The organism is Streptomyces sp. NPDC090798 (assembly GCF_044768965.1).
Classification (GTDB): domain Bacteria; phylum Actinomycetota; class Actinomycetes; order Streptomycetales; family Streptomycetaceae; genus Streptomyces.
Genome location: NZ_JBIVXA010000005.1, coordinates 38,469 through 57,856, shown reverse-complemented (window position 1 = coordinate 57,856; position 19,388 = coordinate 38,469). Strand labels below are relative to the sequence as shown.

Here is a 19,388-nt window from a genome sequence, read left to right as displayed (position 1 = left end):
CCCCTCGCCCCCCCCCCCCCCCCCCCCCCCCCGGGCCCCCCCCCGGGCCCCCCCCCCCCCCCCCCCCCCCCCCCCCCCCCGGGGGGGGCCCCCCGGCCCCCCCGGGGGCCCCCCCCGACGTCGTACGGGAAACCGCTACGCGTCGCGGCGGTGACGGCCGGCCGTGGCCTCGTCACCTGACTCGTTCGCCAGGGCGGCCTTGCGCTCCTTCTCGGCCTGCTCCTCGGCCTCCATCTCGGCGAACACGTCGATGGGGGCAGGGGCCTTGGCCAGGAACACCCAGGTGAGCCAGACGGCAAGGAGGAAGGGCGGGATCTTCAACGCGATCAGGACCCAGCCCAGTTGCGCGGTGTTGGCCCACCAGTAGAGCGGGAAGAGGATCGCGCACTTGGCGAGCAGGATCAGGCCCCAGGCCCAACTGGCCTTCGCGTACGCCTTCTTGCGGCCCGGGTTGCGGGTGCGCCAGGAGAGGTTCTCCTTGAAGACCGGGCCGAGGATCAGACCGATCAGAGGCACGCCCGCGAGGGTCGTGACGATGTAGGCGACCGCCAGGCCGAGCGTGTAGAGCATGCCCGGCAGATAGAAGTCCTTGGCGTTGCCCGTCATCATCGCGAAGACCACGCCGAAGGCGACGCCGAAGACGCCGCTGAAGGCGTGCTTGACGGTGTCCCGCATCGCGAGGCGGACCACGACCAGCAGCAAGGACACCGCGAGCGCGGCGATCGCCGACCAGTGCAGGTTCTTGTTGATCGTGAAGATGGTGACGAAGAGCAGGCCGGGCACCACCGTCTCGACCATGCCCCGCACGCCGCCGAACGCCTCGAAGAGTGCGGCCTCGGTCACCGCCCGCGCATCCTGCTGGGCGTCCTGGGCGTCTTCGGTCGGCTTGTCGAGCGACGTCACCGGCTACTCCCGTCCAAGGGGTCTGAGTTCGTACTTCGGATTGAACAGCACCCTACGGCCCCGGCTCATCGAGATCCGGCCCGAGGCGATCAACTTGCGTCCCGGTTCTATGCCCACGATGGAGCGTCTGCCGAGCCAGACCACGTCCAGGGCGGCCGAACCGTCGAACAGCTCGGCCTCCAGGGCCGGGACTCCGGCCCGTGGGCGCAGAGTGACCGTGCGCAAGGTACCAGTAACCGTGACGATCTGTCGGTCGTGGCAGTCACCGATCCGCGTACAGCCCGCGGTCTCGGAGTCCTCGCGCAGCTCCTCGGACTCCAGGTCCTCCTGGGACGAGGAGAGCCGGTCGATCATGCGCCGGAACCGGCCCGCCGGCTTTTCGGAACGAGGAACAGCACTCATACCGAAAGCGTACCGGGGAGCACTGACGTCGGATGAACGTGTGCGCCCACCAGTGCTCATTCGCGCACCAGTGCCCTTCCTGTATCCCTACCCGCCCTGTACCCCTTCCCGCGGGGACTACTTCTCGAACCGGTATCCCATCCCCGGCTCCGTGATGAAGTGCCGAGGATGCGAGGGGTCCATCTCCAGCTTGCGGCGCAGCTGTGCCATGTAGACCCGCAGGTAGTTCGTCTCGGTGCCGTACGACGGTCCCCACACCTCCTGGAGGAGCTGCTTCTGGCTGACGAGGCGGCCGGTGTTGCGCACCAGCACCTCCAGCAGGTGCCACTCCGTGGGGGTGAGCCGTACGTCCCGTCCCTCCCGGTTGACCTTCTTGGCGGCCAGGTCGACCGTGAAGTCCTCGGTGTCGACGACGACGTCGTCCTCGCCGCCCCCGGTCGGCTCGGCGCGGCGCACCGCGGCGCGCAGCCGGGCCAGCAGTTCGTCCATGCCGAAGGGCTTGGTGACGTAGTCGTCGGCGCCCGCGTCGAGCGCCTCGACCTTCTCGTCCGAGGAGTGCCGGGCCGAGAGCACCAGGATCGGCACCCGGGTCCAGCCGCGCAGCCCCTTGATCACCTCTACGCCGTCCATGTCGGGCAGCCCGAGGTCGAGGACGACGACGTCGGGATGGCGGGCGGCGGCGAGCTGGAGCGCGCCGGCGCCGTCGGCGGCCGCGTCGACCTCGTAGTGCCGTGCCTTCAGGTTGATCACGAGGGCACGTACGATCTGCGGCTCGTCGTCGACCACGAGCACCCTGGTCATGAAGCCTGCCTTTCCGCTGTTGCCGTGGCCAGGTCGGGCAGGCTGTCCACCGCCCGGACCGTGAGCACCATGGTGAGTCCGCCGCCAGGCGTGTCCTCGGCGTTCAGTGTGCCGCCCATCGCCTCGGCGAAGCCGCGGGCGACCGCGAGGCCGAGGCCTACGCCCGCGCCGCGGGGAGCGTCGCCGTAGCGCTGGAAGGGCGCGAAGATGCGGTCCTTGGCCTCGTCCGGCACGCCGGGGCCGCGGTCCACCACCCGTACCTCCACCCGGTTCGCCATGCCGCTCGCGGACACCAGGACCGGTTCGTCGGCGGGGCTGTACTTGACGGCGTTCTCGACGAGGTTGGCGACCGCGCGCTCCAGCAGACCGGGGTCGACGGCGACCATGGGCAGCGTCTCGGGGATGTCCAGCTCGGCACTGCCCTCGGGTACGCCGCCCAGCGCCATCGGGACCACCTCGTCGAGGTCGATCTCGCGGATCAGCGGGGTGACCGTGCCGGTCTGCAGACGGGACATGTCGAGCAGGTTGCCCACCAGGTGGTCGAGCCGGTCGGCGCCTTCCTCGATCGCCTCCAGGAGCTCCGCCTGGTCCTCCTCCGACCAGGCCACGTCGTCGGACCGCAGCGAGGACACGGCGGCCTTGATCGCGGCCAGCGGGGTACGCAGGTCGTGGCTGACGGCGGCGAGCAGCGCGGTGCGGATGCGGTTGCCCTCGGCCAGCTCCTTGGCCTGGTCGGCCTCGTGCTGGAGGCGCTGGCGGTCCAGGACGACCGCGGCCTGGGCGGCGAAGGCGGCGAGCACCCGGCGGTCGGAGGCGGGCAGGACGCGTCCGGAGAGCGCGAGCGCCATGTGGTCGCCGACCGGCATGTCCACGTCCGCGTCCTCGGGCCGCTTCGGCGACTGGGGGCCCACGCTGCCCGCGCACGTCCACGGGTCGACGTCGCCGGCCCGCTCCAGCAGGGCGACCGACTCCATGCCGAAGGTCTCCCGGACCCGCTCCAGCAGGGCCTCCAGGCTGGTCTCGCCGCGCAGCACACTGCCCGCGAGGAAGGAGAGGATCTCCGACTCGGCGCGCAGCCGGGCCGCCTGGTGCGTGCGGCGGGCGGCGAGGTCCACGACGGAGGCCACCGACACCGCGACCCCGACGAAGATCGCGATGGCGACGATGTTCTTCGGGTCGGCGATCGTCAGCCGGTGCAGCGGCGGCGTGTAGTAGTAGTTCAGCAGCAGCGAGCCGAAGGCCGCCGAGGCGAGGGCCGGGAAGAGCCCGCCGAGCAGTGCCGCCGCGACCGTCACCGTCAGGAACAGCAACATGTCGTTGGCGAGGCCGAGGTCGATGGTGTTCAGCAGCAGAGCCAGCACCACCGGGCCGCCCACGCCGACCAGCCAGCCCCAGATGATCCGGGAGCGGCCGAGCCGCGCGCCCCGGGCGACCGGCAGTCCGCGCCCCTTGGCGACCTCGTCGTGGGTGACGATGTGGACGTCCAGGTCGGGGCCCGACTCGCGGGCGACGGTCGCGCCGACGCCGGGCCCGAAGACGTACTGCCAGGTCTTGCGGCGCGAGGAGCCGAGCACGATCTGGGTGGCGTTCACCCCGCGCGCGAAGTCGAGCAGCGCGACCGGTATGTCGTCCCCGACGACGTGGTGGAAGGTGCCGCCGAGGTCCTCTGCCAGGGTGCGCTGGACGGCGAGTTCCTTGGGCGAGGCGGAGGTCAGTCCGTCGCTGCGGGCTATGTAGACGGCCATGACCTCGCCGCCCGCGCCCTTCTCCGCGAGCCGGGCGGCCCGGCGGATCAGCGTGCGCCCCTCGGGACCGCCGGTCAGCCCGACCACGATCCGCTCCCTCGACCCCCAGATCTTCGAGACCCGGTGCTCACTGCGGTACTCGGTCAGGTACTCGTCGACCCGGTCGGCCACCCACAGCAGGGCGAGCTCGCGCAGCGCGGTCAGGTTGCCGGGGCGGAAGTAGTTGGACAGGGCCGCGTCGACCTTGTCGGACTTGTAGATGTTGCCGTGCGCCATACGGCGGCGCAGCGCGGGCGGTGACATGTCGACCAGCTCGATCTGGTCCGCCCGCCGTACGACCTCGTCCGGGACGGTCTCGCGCTGCCGTACGCCCGTGATCGACTCCACGACGTCGCCCAGTGACTCCAGGTGCTGGATGTTGACGGTGGAGACGACGTCGATCCCGGCGGCGAGGAGTTCCTCGACGTCCTGCCAGCGCTTGGCGTTGCGGGAGCCGGGGACATTGGTGTGCGCGAGTTCGTCCACCAGGGCGACGGCCGGGGCGCGGAGCAGTACGGCGTCCACGTCCATCTCGGTGAAGGAGGAGCCGCGGTAGTCGAGCTGCCTGCGCGGCACCTGCTCCAGACCGTGCAGCATCACCTCGGTGCGCGGCCGGTTGTGGTGCTCCACGAAGGCGACTACGCAGTCGGTGCCGCGCTCCACGCGGCGGTGCGCCTCGGAGAGCATCGCGTACGTCTTGCCGACGCCCGGTGCCGCGCCGAGGTAGATCCGAAGCTTGCCGCGTCCCATGGCCCCATTGTCTTCCTGTCACCGCTGTATACGCAGCGTCGACCTTACGGCCAACAATCTCGACAAATGGGGTAGGGAGTCGGCCGACGGCCGTCTTTGACGCAACCCTGATGCGCTGGTCGGCACGACCCGGATGCGCCGGTCGCCACAACCCTGATGCGCTGGTCCGGGCACTGCTCGGCCCGGCACTCGGCTCAGTGTTCGACGATCCCTCCGTCGCGCAGCTCCAGGACCCGATCGGCCAGGTCGAGCGGGGCCGCCGTGGAGGGGGCGACCAAGGCCGTCACCTGTTCGCCGCGGACGATCGCGTGCAGCAGCTCCATCAGGGCTCGGGCGGTCCCGGCGTCGAGTCCGGCCGCGAACTCGTCGGCGACCAGGAGCGCGGGTTCGCCCGCGAGGGCGCGCGCGATCGCCACGCGCTGGCGTTGCCCGCCGGTGAGCTCTCCGGGCCGGCGCGCCGCGTGGTCGGTGAGCCCGACGAGGGAGAGCAGCCGCGCGGTCCGCTCCTCGCGCGCGTGCTCCGCGACCCCGCGCAGCCGCAGCGGCACACCGACGTTCTCGGCGACCGTGAGCAGCGGGATGAGCCCCAGGGGCTGGAAGACGAAGCCGATCCGGTCCCGGCGCAGTCGCAGCAGGCCGTCCTCGCCGAGCCTGTCCAGTGCGAGCCCGTCGACGGTGATCCGCCCCGCGTCCGGTTCGTCGAGCCCGCCGACCAGGTTGAGCAGCGTGGTCCTGCCGGACCCGGGGCGGCCGGTGAGGGCGACGAGTTCGCCGCGTGGCACATCGAAGGAGACGCCGCGCAGGGCGGGTACGACGGCGGCTCCACCGCCGTACCAGCGATGCACGTTCTCGACGCGCACCATGGTCTTCGTGGCGACCTCGACCTGGCTCATGTCCCTCCCCGGTCAGCCGGGCGATTGCCTCCCCAGCCGTTCGGGCGCCCCGGTGACGGCACCGGGCGCCCGGCCGGAGAGGGCGTCAGTTGGGGTTGTCCCCGTCGGTGAGAGTCTCCCAGGCGACGAAGAGGTTGTTACTGCCGGACGGCCGGTTCTGCTCGGTCAGCTTCTGGGTGTTGGTCATGGCGATGCCCAGGCGGTTGTGCAGGGCGTTGTAGCCGGTCTCGGTCACCGGACCCAGCCCGAGGGTGAGGGAACCACCGCACAGCCAGCTCGGCACCGCCTCGCCCAGCTGGTACTTCGACTGGAATCCGAGCGCCTGCCGCAGCCGCTCGCCGACGTCGGTGCCGTACAGGTCCTCGCCCTGGATCCGGCTGGTCTCGGCGATGTGCGAGATGGCCGAGATGCCGTACCCGGTGTGCGTGAAGTCGCGGCAGGTCTCCTGAGTGAGCCCGGTGACGAAGGTGGACTGCCCCTGCCAGTAGTTGACGATCTTCGCGGTGGTGTCGAGGTTCTGGCTCGGGACGGTCTTGGGCAGCGCGCCGTCGGAGGAGAGGTAGATGTACGCGGCCGTACGGGTCCGGAACTTCGCCATGGCCTTGTCGTACGACGTCCGGTCCTCGAGGAAGACGGAGATGCCGACGGCGGCCTCCATCATCGACAGTTCCCAGTTCCCGTTGGAGTTGGAGCCGTTGATGACCTCGGGGAGGTAGACGGTGCGCAGCATGGTCGCGAAGCGGCCGGAGTTGGCCCAGGTGCCGGTGTAGGTGTACTTGATGAGCTCGGCGGCCTTGGGCCAGGAGGAGCCGGCCCAGCCGGTCTGCAGGGGCGCGTTGCTGTTGGTGTGCTCCTTGATCACGGCCGACCAGGCGTCCATCAGGGCGATCGACTTCTTCGCGTACCGGTCGTCGCGGGTGATGTACCAGGCGAGGGCGTCGGTGTACGCGGCTATCGCGTCCTCGCGCTCGTCCGTGCAGCCGTTGTTGGGGTTGGAGTAGGAGCCGCACTCCACGGTCGCGCGGGGCTTCGGGACGCGGTTCAGGTCGGCGTACTTGCTCGCCATCATCTGGTCGTACGCGGCCTTCCAGGGCTGGGCCCCGGCGTTGACCTTGGTGCGGGCGAAGTCCAGCTGGCTCTTGGAGACCGTGACTCCGGGGTGCGCGAAGGTGACGGGCGCGGCGTCGGCCTGTCGGGCGGCGGGCCAGGCGAGGGCGCCCGCGACGAGGGCGGTGACGGTGGCGAGGAGTGCGGTACGGCGCATGGTGGGGGGCCATCCGTTCTCTTATGTGAACGATGAACGCCTGTATGAACAGAGGCGCTGGGCCGAGACCATAGGTACAGACCAACTTCCCGTCAAGGGATCGCACACGAGAACCCGTCGAGAGTCCGCGCACGCGAAGCCGAGGGTCCGCGTATGCGAAGCCGAGGGTCCGCACACGAAGCCGAGGGTCCGCGCACGGGAAAAGGGCCGCACCCCCGTCGAGGGGTGCGGCCCTTTGAAGCCGTGTGGCTGTTCTGCCCGCGGAGCGTCCGGCGGACATGCTCCAGGGTCTAGCGGACTTCGGTGATCTCCGGTCCGCGCTGCAGCTGTCCCATGCCTCCGGAGAAGCGGGAACCGCTCTGCTCCTCCTGCTGGACACCCTCGGGCACCATCTGCGCGTCGTTCGGCAGCTTCAGGACGATCGGATCGCGCGGGGCCATCGGGCCCTCACCGCGTACGACGACCGTGTCCCGGAAGATCTGCTCCAGCAGGCCCGCGGCCTGCGGCTGCACGGCGCCCTGCCCGGAGATCACTCCACGCAGGAACCAGCGGGGGCCGTCCACGCCGACGAACCGCACGACCTGGAAACCACCCGTGCCGTCCGGCAGCTGCACCGGCACCTGCGCCCGCAGCTCCCAGCCCAGCGGGCCCTCGACCTCGTCGATGACACCGCCCTGCTGGGTGATGCCGGAGGCGATCTCCTCGCGCACCTCGCCCCAGATGCCCTCACGCTTGGGAGCGGCGAAGGCCTGCAGCTGGATGGCGCTGTCCTTGAGGACGACGGTGGCCGCGACGATCGCGTCGCCCGCGACCTCGACCCGCAGCTCCATGCCGTCGACTCCGGGCACGAAGAGACCGCCCAGGTCCACACGGCCCTCGGCGGGGTCCCGCACCTCCGAGTCGTCCCAGGGTCCGTCGGGTCGCGGCTCCGGCTCGAGCCTCACGCGCTCCCGCTCCGCCTCGTCCGCCTCAGTGTCGACGCTGTCGACGACCTGCTCGGCCTCGCCCGCCGCGTCCTCGGCGGCACTGCCCTTCTTGCGACGTCCGAACACGTCACTGTCCTTCCCGGTCGGATACGACCGAAGCGTATCGATTCCCACCCGTTGTGCTGCCCACGGCGGCATGACCACCAGTGGACCCGAAGCCCCCTGCGGCCCGCGCCGATTCGGGAAGTTCCGCGACCTCCTGGAAGCGGACCTTCTCGACCTGCTGGACGACCAGTTGAGCAATCCGGTCGAAGCGCTCGAACCGCACCGACTCGTGCGGGTCGAGATTCACCACGATCACCTTGATCTCCCCACGGTACCCGGCATCAACCGTCCCCGGGGCATTCACGAGGGCGACACCGCAGCGTGCGGCGAGCCCGGAACGCGGGTGCACGAAGGCCGCGTACCCCTCGGGCAGCGCGATGGACACGCCCGTGGGCAGTACGGCGCGCTCGCCCGGCTTCAGTTCACGGCTCTCGGTGGTGCGCAGATCGGCTCCCGCGTCACCGGGCTGCGCGTACTCGGGAAGCGGTACGTCCGGGTCGACGCGGCGGATCAGCACAGCGAGTTCTTGACGGGGCTCGCGGGTCACGGGTTCACCTCGAAGGCACGGACACGGCGGATCTGGTCCGGCTCGTTCATGGCGGCCCGGATCTCCTCCGGACGGCCGTTGTCGATGAAGTGGTCGACCTTGACCTCGACGAAGAGGGCGTCCGCACGAACGGCGACGGGCCCGTCGGGGCCACCGATCCGCCCGGTGGCAGTCGAGTAGATCTTGCGGCCGGCCACCGCCGTGACCTCGGCCTCGAGATACAGCACCGTGTCCACGGGGACGGGCAGGACGAAGTCGGTCTCCAGGCGGCCGGTGACCGCGATGGTGCGCAGCAGCCAGTTCAGCGAGCCGAGCGTCTCGTCGAGGGCGGTGGCGAGCACTCCGCCGTGGGCGAGCCCCGGGGCGCCCTGGTGGGCGGGCCGTACCGTGAACTCCGCCGTGACGGTGACACCCTCCCCCGCGCGGGCCTCCAGGTGCAGTCCGTGCGACTGCTCCCCGCCACACCCGAAACACTGTTCGTAGTGGGCGCCGAGCAGCTCGCCGGGGGCGGGCGCGTCGGGGTGTCGCACCGGCTCGACGGCGTCGGTGGGAGGCTTCAGAGCTGCGGAAGTACGACTCACAGCCGCAGACCTTACCCGCGCGTCCACCAAGTCTTCGCACCGTGCCAAGCTTGGCTTCATGCAGCTCTCCGCCTCCCCGTACGAAGAACGCCTCACCGCCCCCCGTAGCTGGTGGGCGATCTGCTTCCTGATCGGGATAGCGATGGCGCTGGTCTTCCTCCCCTTCGGCACGCTGCCGCTGCTGGCCGCGCTGGTCGGCGGCACCGCGGTCTCGGCGGTCGTGGCGAGCGCGTACGGGTCGATCCGCATCCGGGTGGTCGGTGACTCCCTGATCGCGGGCGAGGCCAAGATCCCGGTCGCGGCCCTGGGCGACGCGGAGATCATGGACCAGGAGGAAGCGCGCGCCTGGCGCACGTACAAGGCGGACCCGCGCGCCTTCATGCTCCTGCGGGCGTACATCCCCACGGCCCTCCGCGTCCAGGTCACCGACCCGGCCGACCCCACGCCGTACCTGTACCTGTCGACGAGGGAGCCGGAGCGCCTGATCGCGGCGCTCGACGCGGCTCGGGCCGCGGCGTAGGGCCTCCGGAAGCCGCGGCGCGGGACCTCCGCGATCAGGCGCGGGACCTCCGCGATCAGGGGTGCGGCTTCGAAGTCGCACCCCGAACCACCACGGCGCGCGACGGGTGCGCCCTCGCGTTGCGGTTACCCACCGGCGCACACCCCTTCACGGGCAGTGCGCCTCCGCACCCACTGCTTTCGGCCCATCTCGAGCCGGTGCCCCGCCACGCCGCTCACCTCGACTCGGCGGGCGGCCAATGGCAGGCGGGGCTCAGTGCCCCAGTTCCTTGGGGATCTCCCCCATCCGCAGGGGATCCGCCGGCTTCTCCAGGGGCGGCAGCTCGGCAAGCGCGTCCCACGGCACCTGGGACTTGCGCAGGTCCTTGCGGATACGTGCCGCCAGGCGCTTGGTGTCCCGGCGGTTCATGACCGCCCCCACCGCCGCGCCCACCATGAACGGCATCAGGTTCGGCAGATCCCGGACCATGCGTTTCATGATCTGCTGGCGCAGCTCGCGCTTCATCTGGCCGCCCAACGCGGCGTTGATCGTCGACGGTTTGGTCACGTCGATCCCGCGCTCGGAGGACCAGGAGTTCAGATACCCGGTACTGCGCTGTTTGAGGTTGCCCGGCGGCCGCAGGCCGTAGACCTCGTGGAGCTCGGCGATCAGCTTCAGCTCGATCGCGGCGACGCCGGTGATCTCGGCGGCCAGCTCGGTCGGCATCGCGGGCGGCACCGGCAGCATCGCGGCGGCACCGATCCCGGCGCCCACCGTGGACGTCGCGTTGGCCGCACCCGCGACGAGCTTGTCCGCGAGCTGTTCGGGGGTGAGACCCGGGAACTGCCTGCGGAGGGTCGCGAGGTCCCGTACGGGCACGCGGGGCGCGATCTCGATGATCCGGTCGGCGAGGTGGGACAGGCCCGCCCTGGCCTTGCTGCCGCCCTTCTGGACGCTCTTCATGACCCCGTCCCGAATGCCGGCCGCACGGCGGCCGGTCGCGGGAACGGCGACATCCGCCGGAACCGATTCGTCCGACGGTTCCGGATCGTCGGCCGGCATCACCTCGCCGGCTCGCTCGAAGGCGCCTGTCGGCGCTGTGGCGGGCGCCCGCTCGAGCGAGGCTGATCCTGGTCGGGAAGAGCCCCGCTCGTCGTCACGCACGCCTTCAGGGCCGTCTGAGGGCCCTTCGTCCGCTGCCCGGGAAGGGAAGCGGCGCTTCCAAGGTGGGGTCGAGCCAGTCACGGCCGACCCTGCCTCAGTCGCAGTCGCGGCAGATCGGCTGACCGTTCTTCTCGCGGGCCAGCTGGCTGCGGTGGTGCACCAGGAAGCAGCTCATGCAAGTGAACTCGTCCTGCTGCTTGGGCAGCACCCGGACGGCCAGCTCCTCGTTCGAGAGGTCGGCTCCGGGCAGCTCCAGGCCTTCTGCGGCCTCGAACTCGTCTACGTCGACCGACGACGTCGACTTGTCGTTCCGGCGAGCCTTCAGTTCTTCAAGGCTGTCCGAGTCGACGTCGTCGTCGGTCTTGCGTGGGGTGTCGTAATCCGTTGCCATGTCGCTCTCCCCCTCTGGGTGTCTGCGGTGTCTCAGCGCACGTAACGCGTGAGAGGCCGGACTTGTGCCCGACCTGAGGCGGAGATTTTGCCTCACATCAAGGTCTGTTACTCAATCGACACCCAACCGGACTCCTCATGAGTGATCGGCTTGGATGGCGATGCGGACCGTACACGGTCCGAAGGGCCCACTTCAAAGGCGTCCCACCGTGTACTTCCCGTGATCTGGACCCCCGAAAACCCGGATTTTCCCGGCTTTACGACAGCCTTCGTGACCACGGAGAGTAGATGGCCAGAAATTCGCCCTTGTGATCGATCACACACGGGCCTCCCGGATGGGCGACCAGAAAATTCCGCGCAAAGCGAACATCGTCGCGTGTCCGGGACATGTTCTCAGATCGGCAGGGTGACGCGCATCACGAGCCCACCTCCCTCGCGCGGCTCTGCCGCGATATGGCCCCCGTGTGCGCGGGCCACCGAACGGGCGATGGAAAGGCCGAGACCCACGCCCTTGTCGCTGCCCGTGCGCTCCGTGCGCAGCCGCCGGAAAGGCTCAAAAAGATTGTCGATCTCGTACGCGGGAACCACCGGGCCCGTGTTCGTGACCACCAGCACCGCCTGACCGTGCTGGACCCGCGTCGTGACCTCGACCCAGCCGTCCTCCGGCACGTTGTACCGCACCGCGTTCTGGACGAGGTTCAGGGCGATCCGCTCCAGCAGGACGCCGTTGCCCTGGACGACCGCCGCGGCGCGCTCCCCGCGGATCGCCACACCCTTGGCCGCGGCCTCGGCGTGCACCTGGTCGACGGCCTGTGTGGCGACCTCGGCGAGGTCCACGGGCTTGCGCTCGACGATCTGGTTGTCGCTGCGGGCGAGCAGCAGCAGGCCCTCGACGAGCTGCTCGCTGCGCTCGTTGGTGGCGAGCAGCGTCTTGCCTAGCTGCTGGAGCTCCACCGGGGCTCCGGGGTCGGACAGGTGCACTTCGAGGAGCGTGCGGTTGATCGCGAGCGGGGTGCGCAGTTCGTGCGAGGCGTTGCCGACGAACCGCTGCTGGGCGGTGAAGGCGCGCTGCAGCCGCTCCAGCATGTCGTCGAAGGTGTCCGCCAGCTCCTTCAGCTCGTCGTCAGGGCCGTCCAGCTCGATCCGCCGGGACAGGTCCGAGCCCGCCACCGCGCGCGCGGTGCGGGTGATCCGGCCGAGCGGCGACAGGACGCGGCCCGCCATCGCGTAGCCGAAGGCGAAGGCGATGATCGCGAGGCCGAGCAGAGCGAGCAGGGAGCGGCTGAGCAGGTCGTCCAGGGCCGTCTGACGCTGGTGGTCGATGCAGTTGCTGATCGCGACGTTGAACTCGTCGAGGGACAGATTGCCCGCCTGGACGGCGGGGCAGTTGTCGCTGCTCACCTTGATCGACGTACCGCTGACGATCTTGAAGAGCGGCTCGGCACCCGTGTTCAGGGCCTGCGCCGCGAGCAGATAGATGATCGACAGCAGCATGATGCCGGCGATCAGGAACATGCCGCCGTACAGCAGCGTGAGCCGTATGCGGATCGTCGGGCGCAGCCAGGGGAACGGGGGCTCCGCCCTTCTGGGGTCCCAGGTGGGCTTCGGAGGCGCCGCAGGGGGCGCGGGCGTCGTGGCCACCGCGGATCAGATCCGGTAGCCGGAGCCGGGCACCGTGACGATGACCGGGGGCTCCCCGAGCTTGCGGCGCAGGGTCATGACGGTGACACGGACGACGTTGGTGAAGGGGTCCGTGTTCTCGTCCCAGGCCTTCTCCAGGAGCTGCTCGGCGGAGACGACGGCGCCCTCGCTGCGCAACAGCACCTCCAGGACGGCGAACTCCTTGGGCGCGAGCTGGACCTCCTTGCCGTCGCGGAAGACCTCGCGCCGGTTGGGGTCGAGCTTGATCCCGGCGCGCTCCAGGACGGGCGGCAGCGGCACGCTCGTACGACGCCCGAGAGCACGCACGCGTGCCGTCAGCTCGCTGAACGCGAACGGCTTGGGGAGGTAGTCGTCGGCGCCGATCTCCAGGCCCTCGACACGGTCGCTGACGTCGCCGGAGGCGGTGAGCATCAGCACGCGCGTGGGCATGCCGAGCTCGACGATCTTGCGGCAGACGTCGTCGCCGTGCACGAGCGGGAGGTCACGGTCGAGAACGACCACGTCGTAGTCGTTGACGCCGATGCGCTCCAGGGCGGCCGCACCGTCGTACACGACGTCGACGGCCATGGCCTCCCGGCGCAGTCCGGTGGCCACCGCATCGGCGAGCAGCTGCTCGTCCTCGACGACGAGTACGCGCACGTCGCTGTCCTTCCTCTGTCCACCCGCGTAGCGCCTCTCGGCACACGTGGGCAGGGGGGTCTGTCATGGGTAAGGCCTCCATCCTGCCCTTTTCGGCCATAAACCGGCTGTAAGACGGGTGAGAGGCGCCCGCTGGGACGGTCTCGGGCTCCCGGGAATGCGAGATTTTCTCGACGGGTTGAGGTTTCCACGGAAGGGAGCGGGGGGAGGACGGCTTTACACCCCGCGATCACGCTCTGCATGTGGCAAGCCACCTAGTGGTACGTCCAACCGCTTCCGCAGAGCGGGCGTGGGTGTCCGGCACCGTCGCCGCCCAGCCCGGGCAGCGCTGGGCACCCTCTGGAGACGTGATCGCCCCTTCCCAACGGCACACCCCCGTGCCACCGACCCACGACCCAGGACGAGGGGGCGCAGCATGGACGCATTCACCGCAGGACTTCTGCAGCGCATAAGGGCGACCGAGTCCGACCTGACGCGGGCTCGCGAGACAGGCGACGACTTCCTCGCGGAGGTCGAGCAGGCCGAGCTCGAGGACCTGCGCCGCCTTGCCGCCGAGCACGGTGTGGAGGTCGGCGCGTCGCGCGTCTGAGCAGTTCGTACAAGAGCGGGGCCCCGGCATCGATCCAGTGCCGGGGCCCCGCTCCGTTGTTGTGCGTACCGAATCCCGTAGCCGCTGTACGCACCGGGAACGGCGGGTGTCCTCAGTCGTGCCAGGCGCCGAACTCCTCCAGAAGCCGCTGGAGGGGCTCGAAGACGCCCGGGGAGGCCGCGACCGCCAGATCGCCCGCGGGGCGCTCTCCGGGGCGTCCACCGGTCAGGGCGCCCGCCTCACGGGCGATCAGGTCGCCCGCCGCGAGGTCCCAGGGGTGCAGACCGCGCTCGTAGTAGCCGTCGAGGCGGCCCGCGGCGACGTCGCACAGGTCGACCGCCGCCGAACCGCTGCGCCGGATGTCGCGCAGCAGGGGGATCAGCCGGTGGGCGACCTCGGCCTGGTGGACCTTGACCTCGGTCACGTAGTTGAAGCCGGTCGAGACCAGGGCCTGGTCCAGGGGCGGCGACGGGCGGCAGGTCAGCCGGCGCTCGCCGACCCAGGCCCCGGTGGCCCGGGCGCCCCGGCCGCGCACGGCGCTGTAGGTCTCGCCGCGCATCGGTGCCGCGACGACTCCGACGACGGTCTCGCCGTTCTGTTCGGCCGCGATGGACACCGCCCAGGTCGGCAGCCCGTAGAGGTAGTTCACCGTGCCGTCGAGCGGGTCGACGACCCAGCGGATGCCACTGGTGCCCTCGCTGGAGGCGCCCTCCTCGCCGAGGAAGCCGTCGTGGGGGCGGTGCTGGGAGATCAGGTCGGTGATCAGCTTCTCGGCGGCGATGTCCATCTCGGTGACGACGTCGATCGGGCTGGACTTGGTGGCGGCGACCCTGAGGTCCGCCGGGCGGCCGTCCCGCAGCAGCTCTCCGGCGCGGCGGGCGGCGTCGTGGGCGAGCTGGAGCAGTTCGGTGTGCAGGGGCTCGATCAAGGGGCTCCTCAGGCGTACGGGCTGTCGGCGCCCGCGGCGGCGGGCTTGGGGGCGCGGGCCGGACAGCAGCCCACAGGGCACAGGCCGTGGCTCGCGCCGAGCGCGCCCAGGGCGCAGGGTGTCACCCGCAGCCCGTTCTCTGTCGCGGCGCGCTCCAGGACGAGGTCGCGGATCGCCGCGGCGAAGCGGGGGTCGGCGCCCACGGTGGCCGAGCGGCGCACGGGCAGCCCCAGCTCCTCCGCCTTGGCCGTCGCCTCCGTGTCGAGGTCGTACAGCACCTCCATGTGGTCCGAGACGAACCCGATGGGGGCCATCACGACGGCCGGGACCCCGGCCCCGTGCAGCTCCTCCAGGTGGTCGCAGATGTCGGGCTCGAGCCACGGGATGTGCGGGGCTCCGGAGCGCGACTGGTACACCAGCTGCCAGGGGTGCTCGATCCCGGTCTCCTCGCGCACGGCGTCGGCGATCAGCTTCGCCACGTCCAGGTGCTGCTTGACGTAGGCGCCGCCGTCTCCGTGGTCCTCGGCAGGGCCGGAGGTGTCGGCGGCGACGGTGGGGATGGAGTGCGTGCTGAAGGCGAGGTGCGCGCCCGCCCGTACGTCCTCGGGGAGCTCGGCCAGGGACTTCAGGACGCCCTCGATCATGGGCTCCACGAAGCCGGGGTGGTTGAAGTAGTGCCGCAGCTTGTCGATCTTCGGCAGCTCCAGGCCCTCGGCCTCCAGGGTCGCCAGGGCGCTGGCGAGGTCCTCGCGGTACTGCCGGCAGCCCGAGTACGAGGCGTACGCGCTGGTGGCGAGGACGAGGACACGGCGGCGGCCGTCGGCGACCAGCTCGCGCAGGGTGTCGGTGAGGTACGGCGCCCAGTTGCGGTTGCCCCAGTACACCGGCAGGTCAAGGCCGTGGTCCGCGAAGTCCTTGCGGAGGGCGTCGAGCAGGGCACGGTTCTGGTCGTTGATCGGGCTGACCCCGCCGAACAGGAAGTAGTGCTGCCCCACTTCCTTCAGCCGTTCCTTGGGGATGCCTCTCCCCCGCGTCACGTTCTCCAGGAACGGAACCACGTCGTCCGGGCCTTCGGGGCCGCCGAACGAGAGCAGGAGCAGGGCGTCGTAGGGGGTGGCATCGAGCACATCTGGCATGCGTCCGATCCTGCCATCCATCGTCGACAGCCGGACAACAGCCACATGGCAAGCGGAATCGGGAAGCATCCGAGGGAGTGCGTTAGGGTCCCCTAACCCGTAAGCTGTATCGGCCATCTACACGCCTTACCGGAGTCCGGCCGCACGCGGTGACCGTGCGGCCGGGCCGAGCCCACCGGAGACCCCTCGTGCCCAGCCCGTACCGCGCCCTGTTCGCCGCCCCCGGCTCCAAGGGCTTCTCCGCCGCGGGCTTCCTCGGCCGGATGCCCCTGTCGATGATGGGCATCGGCGTGGTGACGATGATCTCCCAGCTCACCGGGCGGTACGGGCTCGCGGGCGCGCTGTCGGCGACCATGGCGCTCGCGGCCGCGGTGATGGGCCCGCAGGTCTCCCGGATGGTGGACCGGCACGGCCAGCGGCGGGTACTGCGCCCCGTCACCCTGTTCGCGCTCGCGGCGGCCGCCGGGCTGCTGCTGGCCGCGCGCTTCGAGTGGCCGGACTGGGTACTGTTCCTCTGCGCGGCCGGGATCGGCTGCGTCCCGAGCATCGGCGCGATGATCCGGGCCCGCTGGGCGGCCCTCTACGGGGGCACCCCGCAGTTGCACACCGCGTACTCCTTCGAGTCCGTGGTGGACGAGATCTGCTTCATCCTCGGGCCGATCATCTCCATCGGCCTGTCCACGGTGTGGTTCCCGGAGGCCGGGCCGCTGCTCGCCGCCTGCTTCCTGGCGGCGGGCGTCTTCTGGCTGACCTCCCAGCGCGCGACCGAACCCGTACCGCACCCGCGTGATCACCACAGCAGCGGTTCGGCGCTGCGCGCGCCCGGACTCCAGGTCCTGGTGGCCACGTTCGTGGCGACCGGAGCGATCTTCGGGGCCGTGGACGTGGTCACCGTGGCCTTCGCGGAGGAGCAGGGCCACAAGGGTGCCGCGAGCGTGGTTCTGGCCCTCTACGCGGCGGGCTCCTGCGCGGCGGGAGCCGTGTTCGGACTGCTGCACTTCAAGGGGGCGCCCGAACGTCGGTGGCTGCTGGGCATATGCGCCATGGCCGTGAGTATGATCCCCCTGCTACTGGTCGGAAACTTGCCGTTTCTGGCCGTGGCGCTGTTCGTTGCGGGCCTGTCCATCGCTCCCACGATGATCACGACGATGTCCCTCATCGAACAGCACGTACCACGCGCGAAACTGACCGAGGGCATGACCTGGGTGAGCACCGGACTCGCGGTCGGGGTCGCGCTCGGCTCCTCCGTGGCCGGCTGGGTGATCGACGCCGCCGGTGCGAAGGCCGGGTACGGGGTTCCGGCGGTGTCCGGAGCCGTCGCGGTCGCGGTCGGATTCCTCGGGTATCGCCGGCTGAGCAGGCCGGTTCCGCAGCGGGAGGGGACCCATGAGCACCACAGTGAGCGGGAAGAGCGGCACGTGGCGTAACTGGGCGGGGAACGTCACCGCCCGTCCCGTACGGGAGGTCGCCCCCGCTTCGGTCGAGGAGCTCTCCGCGGCCGTACGCAAGGCGGCCGACGACGGTCTGAGGGTCAAGGCCGTCGGCACCGGGCACTCCTTCACCGCCGCCGCCGCGACCGACGGCGTGTTGATCCGCCCTCAACTGTTGACCGGCATCCGCAACATCGACCGCGAGGCCGGGACCGTCACCGTTGAGGCGGGCACCCCGCTCAAGCGTCTCAACGTGGCTCTCGCGCGCGAGGGACTGTCGCTCACGAACATGGGCGACATCATGGAGCAGACGGTCTCGGGCGCGACCAGCACCGGCACGCACGGCACGGGCCGCGACTCGGCCTCGATCGCCGCGCAGATCAAGGGACTTGAGCTGGTCACCGCGGACGGTTCGCTCCTCACCTGCTCCGAGGTGGAGAACCCCGACGTCTTCGCGGCGGCCCGGGTGGGCATCGGCGCCCTGGGGATCGTCACCGCGATCACCTTCTCCGTAGAGCCCATTTTCCTGCTCACGGCCCGCGAGGAGCCGATGACCTTCGACAAGGTCACCGCCGACTTCGACGAACTCTTCACCGAGAACGAGCACTTCGAGTTCTACTGGTTCCCGCACACCGGCAACTGCAACACCAAGCGCAACAACCGCAGCGCCGGCCCCGAGAAGCCGATCGGGCAGATCGGCGGCTGGATCGAGGACGAGTTCCTCTCCAACGGGGTCTTCCAGGTGGCCAATCTGGTCGGCCGCGCCGCGCCCGCCACCATCCCGACGATCGCGAAGATCTCCAGCCGCGCGCTGTCCGCGCGGACCTACACCGACATTCCCTACAAGGTCTTCACCTCTCCGCGCCGGGTGCGCTTCGTGGAGATGGAGTACGCCGTTTCGCGCGAGGCACTCGTCGAGACACTGCGCGAGTTGAAGACGATGGTCGAGCGCTCGTCGCTGCGGGTCAGCTTCCCGGTCGAGGTGCGCACGGCCCCCGCGGACGACATCGCGCTCTCCACGGCGTCCGGGCGGGAGAGCGCCTACATCGCCGTCCACATGTTCAGGGGTACGCCCTATCAGGCGTACTTCACCGCGGCCGAGCGGATCTTCACGGCGCACGAGGGCCGCCCGCACTGGGGCAAGGTGCACACCCGTGACGCGGAGTACTTCTCGAAGGTGTATCCGCGCTTCGGCGAGTTCACGGCGCTGAGGGACCGCCTTGACCCGGATCGGCGCTTTGGGAACGACTACTTGCGTCGGGTGCTGGGCTCGTAGGCGAACCGTTCGTGGGCGCCGGGGTGTCGGCCGGCGCCTGCGAAGCGGCACCGGAACTCGGCGTCGGCGCAGGGGATGTGGCACGGCCGTCACCCCGAGTGGCGCCGGTGCCGAACCCGCCTTCGGTGCCGGGAGTGCTGTCGGTGGCCGACGGCTCCCTCGGCGAGGACCCGCTCGAAGGGCTCGAAGGCGTCGTACCGGGCTTCGGGTACGAACCGGAGCCGCTGCCCTTGAGGGCGTCACCGACGGTGGTGCTCGTGCCGTCGCCGCTGAAGTTCTGCCCCGACACCAGCTCGTACGTCGTGATCCCCGCCATCGTGACGCCGAAGACGAGGGCCGCCGCGACCACCGGCCGCTTCCAGCTCTTGACCCGGGCGCGATAGACGGTGCCCTCGGTGAACGCCCCCGGTACCGGAGCCTGCTGGGGCCTCGGCTTCGTCTGGACCGTGGCGTCGCGGAGCTGTTCGCCGGTGCGCTTGAAGAAGTGCTGGAAGACGGTGCCCCCACAGGTGGCGATCGCGCTGACCACTCCGGCGCCCAGGATCGTCCCGTACACCCCGAAGTAGGAGGCGAGTTTGGCCGCCACCACCGCGGCCACGGCGCTGCCCGCCACTTGCGGAAGGCTCAGCTCCACCCGCTTCCCGCGCGGTGCCCCCTCATTGGCGCTCTGTCCCTCGCCGGCATCCGACTTCTCACGCATCCCCGGACCTTGCCTGCCT

Annotated in this window: 20 protein-coding genes; 4 read left to right on the top strand and 16 right to left on the bottom strand. The window is 70.4% G+C overall.

Features of this window, described 5'->3' with window-relative positions; translation table 11 throughout:
- Positions 1-135: 135 nt before the first annotated feature.
- The 9 genes from ACIQTP_RS12850 to ACIQTP_RS12810 form a co-directional block, all read right to left on the bottom strand.
- On the bottom strand, positions 136-903 hold the full coding sequence (locus ACIQTP_RS12850; RefSeq protein ID WP_168496478.1) for a DUF3159 domain-containing protein: 768 nt from the start codon (positions 901-903) through the stop codon (positions 136-138).
- 3 nt (positions 904-906) lie between these two features.
- Positions 907-1,305 carry an OB-fold nucleic acid binding domain-containing protein gene (locus tag ACIQTP_RS12845; RefSeq protein WP_079090087.1) on the bottom strand — a complete coding sequence of 133 codons (399 nt, stop codon included), beginning with the start codon at positions 1,303-1,305 and terminating at the stop codon, positions 907-909.
- Between the two features lie 117 nt (positions 1,306-1,422).
- Positions 1,423-2,106: a response regulator gene (locus ACIQTP_RS12840; protein WP_402038614.1), complete on the bottom strand. Its 684-nt coding sequence runs from the start codon at positions 2,104-2,106 to the stop codon at positions 1,423-1,425.
- Complete coding sequence (locus ACIQTP_RS12835; protein ID WP_403399195.1) at positions 2,103-4,640, bottom strand: ATP-binding protein; 2,538 nt, start codon at positions 4,638-4,640, stop codon at positions 2,103-2,105. The genes ACIQTP_RS12840 and ACIQTP_RS12835 overlap by 4 nt, the downstream gene beginning before the upstream one ends.
- A 194-nt stretch (positions 4,641-4,834) precedes the next feature.
- Complete coding sequence (locus ACIQTP_RS12830) at positions 4,835-5,533, bottom strand: ABC transporter ATP-binding protein (RefSeq protein ID WP_403399193.1); 699 nt, start codon at positions 5,531-5,533, stop codon at positions 4,835-4,837.
- Positions 5,534-5,618: 85 nt separating this feature from the next.
- Positions 5,619-6,797 carry an alginate lyase family protein gene (locus ACIQTP_RS12825; protein WP_403399191.1) on the bottom strand — a complete coding sequence of 393 codons (1,179 nt, stop codon included), beginning with the start codon at positions 6,795-6,797 and terminating at the stop codon, positions 5,619-5,621.
- 290 nt (positions 6,798-7,087) lie between these two features.
- Positions 7,088-7,849, bottom strand: coding sequence for a DUF3710 domain-containing protein (locus ACIQTP_RS12820; RefSeq protein WP_266430079.1), 762 nt, complete (start codon positions 7,847-7,849; stop codon positions 7,088-7,090).
- Position 7,850: 1 nt separating this feature from the next.
- On the bottom strand, positions 7,851-8,375 hold the full coding sequence (gene dut / locus ACIQTP_RS12815; RefSeq protein ID WP_402038624.1) for a dUTP diphosphatase: 525 nt from the start codon (positions 8,373-8,375) through the stop codon (positions 7,851-7,853).
- Positions 8,372-8,956 carry a PaaI family thioesterase gene (locus ACIQTP_RS12810; protein ID WP_403399188.1) on the bottom strand — a complete coding sequence of 195 codons (585 nt, stop codon included), beginning with the start codon at positions 8,954-8,956 and terminating at the stop codon, positions 8,372-8,374. The genes dut and ACIQTP_RS12810 overlap by 4 nt, the downstream gene beginning before the upstream one ends.
- A 58-nt stretch (positions 8,957-9,014) precedes the next feature.
- On the opposite strand from ACIQTP_RS12810, the gene ACIQTP_RS12805 reads away from it, so the two are divergent.
- Positions 9,015-9,476, top strand: a complete 462-nt coding sequence (locus tag ACIQTP_RS12805; protein ID WP_402038628.1) for a DUF3093 domain-containing protein — start codon at positions 9,015-9,017, stop codon at positions 9,474-9,476.
- A gap of 252 nt (positions 9,477-9,728) precedes the next feature.
- Here ACIQTP_RS12805 and ACIQTP_RS12800 read toward each other — a convergent pair whose 3' ends face one another.
- From ACIQTP_RS12800 to ACIQTP_RS12785, 4 genes are all read right to left on the bottom strand, one after another.
- Entirely contained in the window at positions 9,729-10,700 is a 972-nt protein-coding gene (locus tag ACIQTP_RS12800; protein WP_403399186.1) for a hypothetical protein, read from the bottom strand.
- Between the two features lie 13 nt (positions 10,701-10,713).
- Complete coding sequence (locus tag ACIQTP_RS12795; protein WP_003997302.1) at positions 10,714-11,010, bottom strand: DUF4193 domain-containing protein; 297 nt, start codon at positions 11,008-11,010, stop codon at positions 10,714-10,716.
- Positions 11,011-11,402: 392 nt separating this feature from the next.
- On the bottom strand, positions 11,403-12,650 hold the full coding sequence (locus tag ACIQTP_RS12790) for a sensor histidine kinase (protein WP_403399184.1): 1,248 nt from the start codon (positions 12,648-12,650) through the stop codon (positions 11,403-11,405).
- Between the two features lie 6 nt (positions 12,651-12,656).
- On the bottom strand, positions 12,657-13,310 hold the full coding sequence (locus ACIQTP_RS12785; protein ID WP_010983842.1) for a response regulator transcription factor: 654 nt from the start codon (positions 13,308-13,310) through the stop codon (positions 12,657-12,659).
- Positions 13,311-13,725: 415 nt separating this feature from the next.
- Between ACIQTP_RS12785 and ACIQTP_RS12780 the strand changes: the two genes are divergently transcribed.
- Positions 13,726-13,899 carry a hypothetical protein gene (locus ACIQTP_RS12780; RefSeq protein ID WP_165854003.1) on the top strand — a complete coding sequence of 58 codons (174 nt, stop codon included), beginning with the start codon at positions 13,726-13,728 and terminating at the stop codon, positions 13,897-13,899.
- A 112-nt stretch (positions 13,900-14,011) separates the two neighbouring features.
- On the opposite strand, the gene ACIQTP_RS12775 is transcribed toward ACIQTP_RS12780, so the two are convergent.
- Together ACIQTP_RS12775 and ACIQTP_RS12770 are read right to left on the bottom strand one after the other, a co-directional pair.
- Positions 14,012-14,827 carry an inositol monophosphatase family protein gene (locus ACIQTP_RS12775; RefSeq protein ID WP_403399181.1) on the bottom strand — a complete coding sequence of 272 codons (816 nt, stop codon included), beginning with the start codon at positions 14,825-14,827 and terminating at the stop codon, positions 14,012-14,014.
- Between the two features lie 8 nt (positions 14,828-14,835).
- Positions 14,836-15,963 carry a ferrochelatase gene (locus tag ACIQTP_RS12770; protein ID WP_403399178.1) on the bottom strand — a complete coding sequence of 376 codons (1,128 nt, stop codon included), beginning with the start codon at positions 15,961-15,963 and terminating at the stop codon, positions 14,836-14,838.
- A gap of 188 nt (positions 15,964-16,151) precedes the next feature.
- On the opposite strand from ACIQTP_RS12770, the gene ACIQTP_RS12765 reads away from it, so the two are divergent.
- Positions 16,152-17,390, top strand: a complete 1,239-nt coding sequence (locus ACIQTP_RS12765; protein ID WP_403399176.1) for an MFS transporter — start codon at positions 16,152-16,154, stop codon at positions 17,388-17,390.
- A complete protein-coding gene (locus ACIQTP_RS12760) occupies positions 17,350-18,669 on the top strand; it encodes a D-arabinono-1,4-lactone oxidase (RefSeq protein WP_403399174.1) in 1,320 nt (439 codons plus the stop codon). Before ACIQTP_RS12765 ends, ACIQTP_RS12760 begins: the two co-directional genes overlap by 41 nt.
- Here ACIQTP_RS12760 and ACIQTP_RS12755 read toward each other — a convergent pair.
- Positions 18,593-19,369: a hypothetical protein gene (locus ACIQTP_RS12755; RefSeq protein WP_403399172.1), complete on the bottom strand. Its 777-nt coding sequence runs from the start codon at positions 19,367-19,369 to the stop codon at positions 18,593-18,595. The two genes, ACIQTP_RS12760 and ACIQTP_RS12755, sit on opposite strands and share 77 nt — an antisense overlap.
- Positions 19,370-19,388 lie beyond the last annotated feature (19 nt).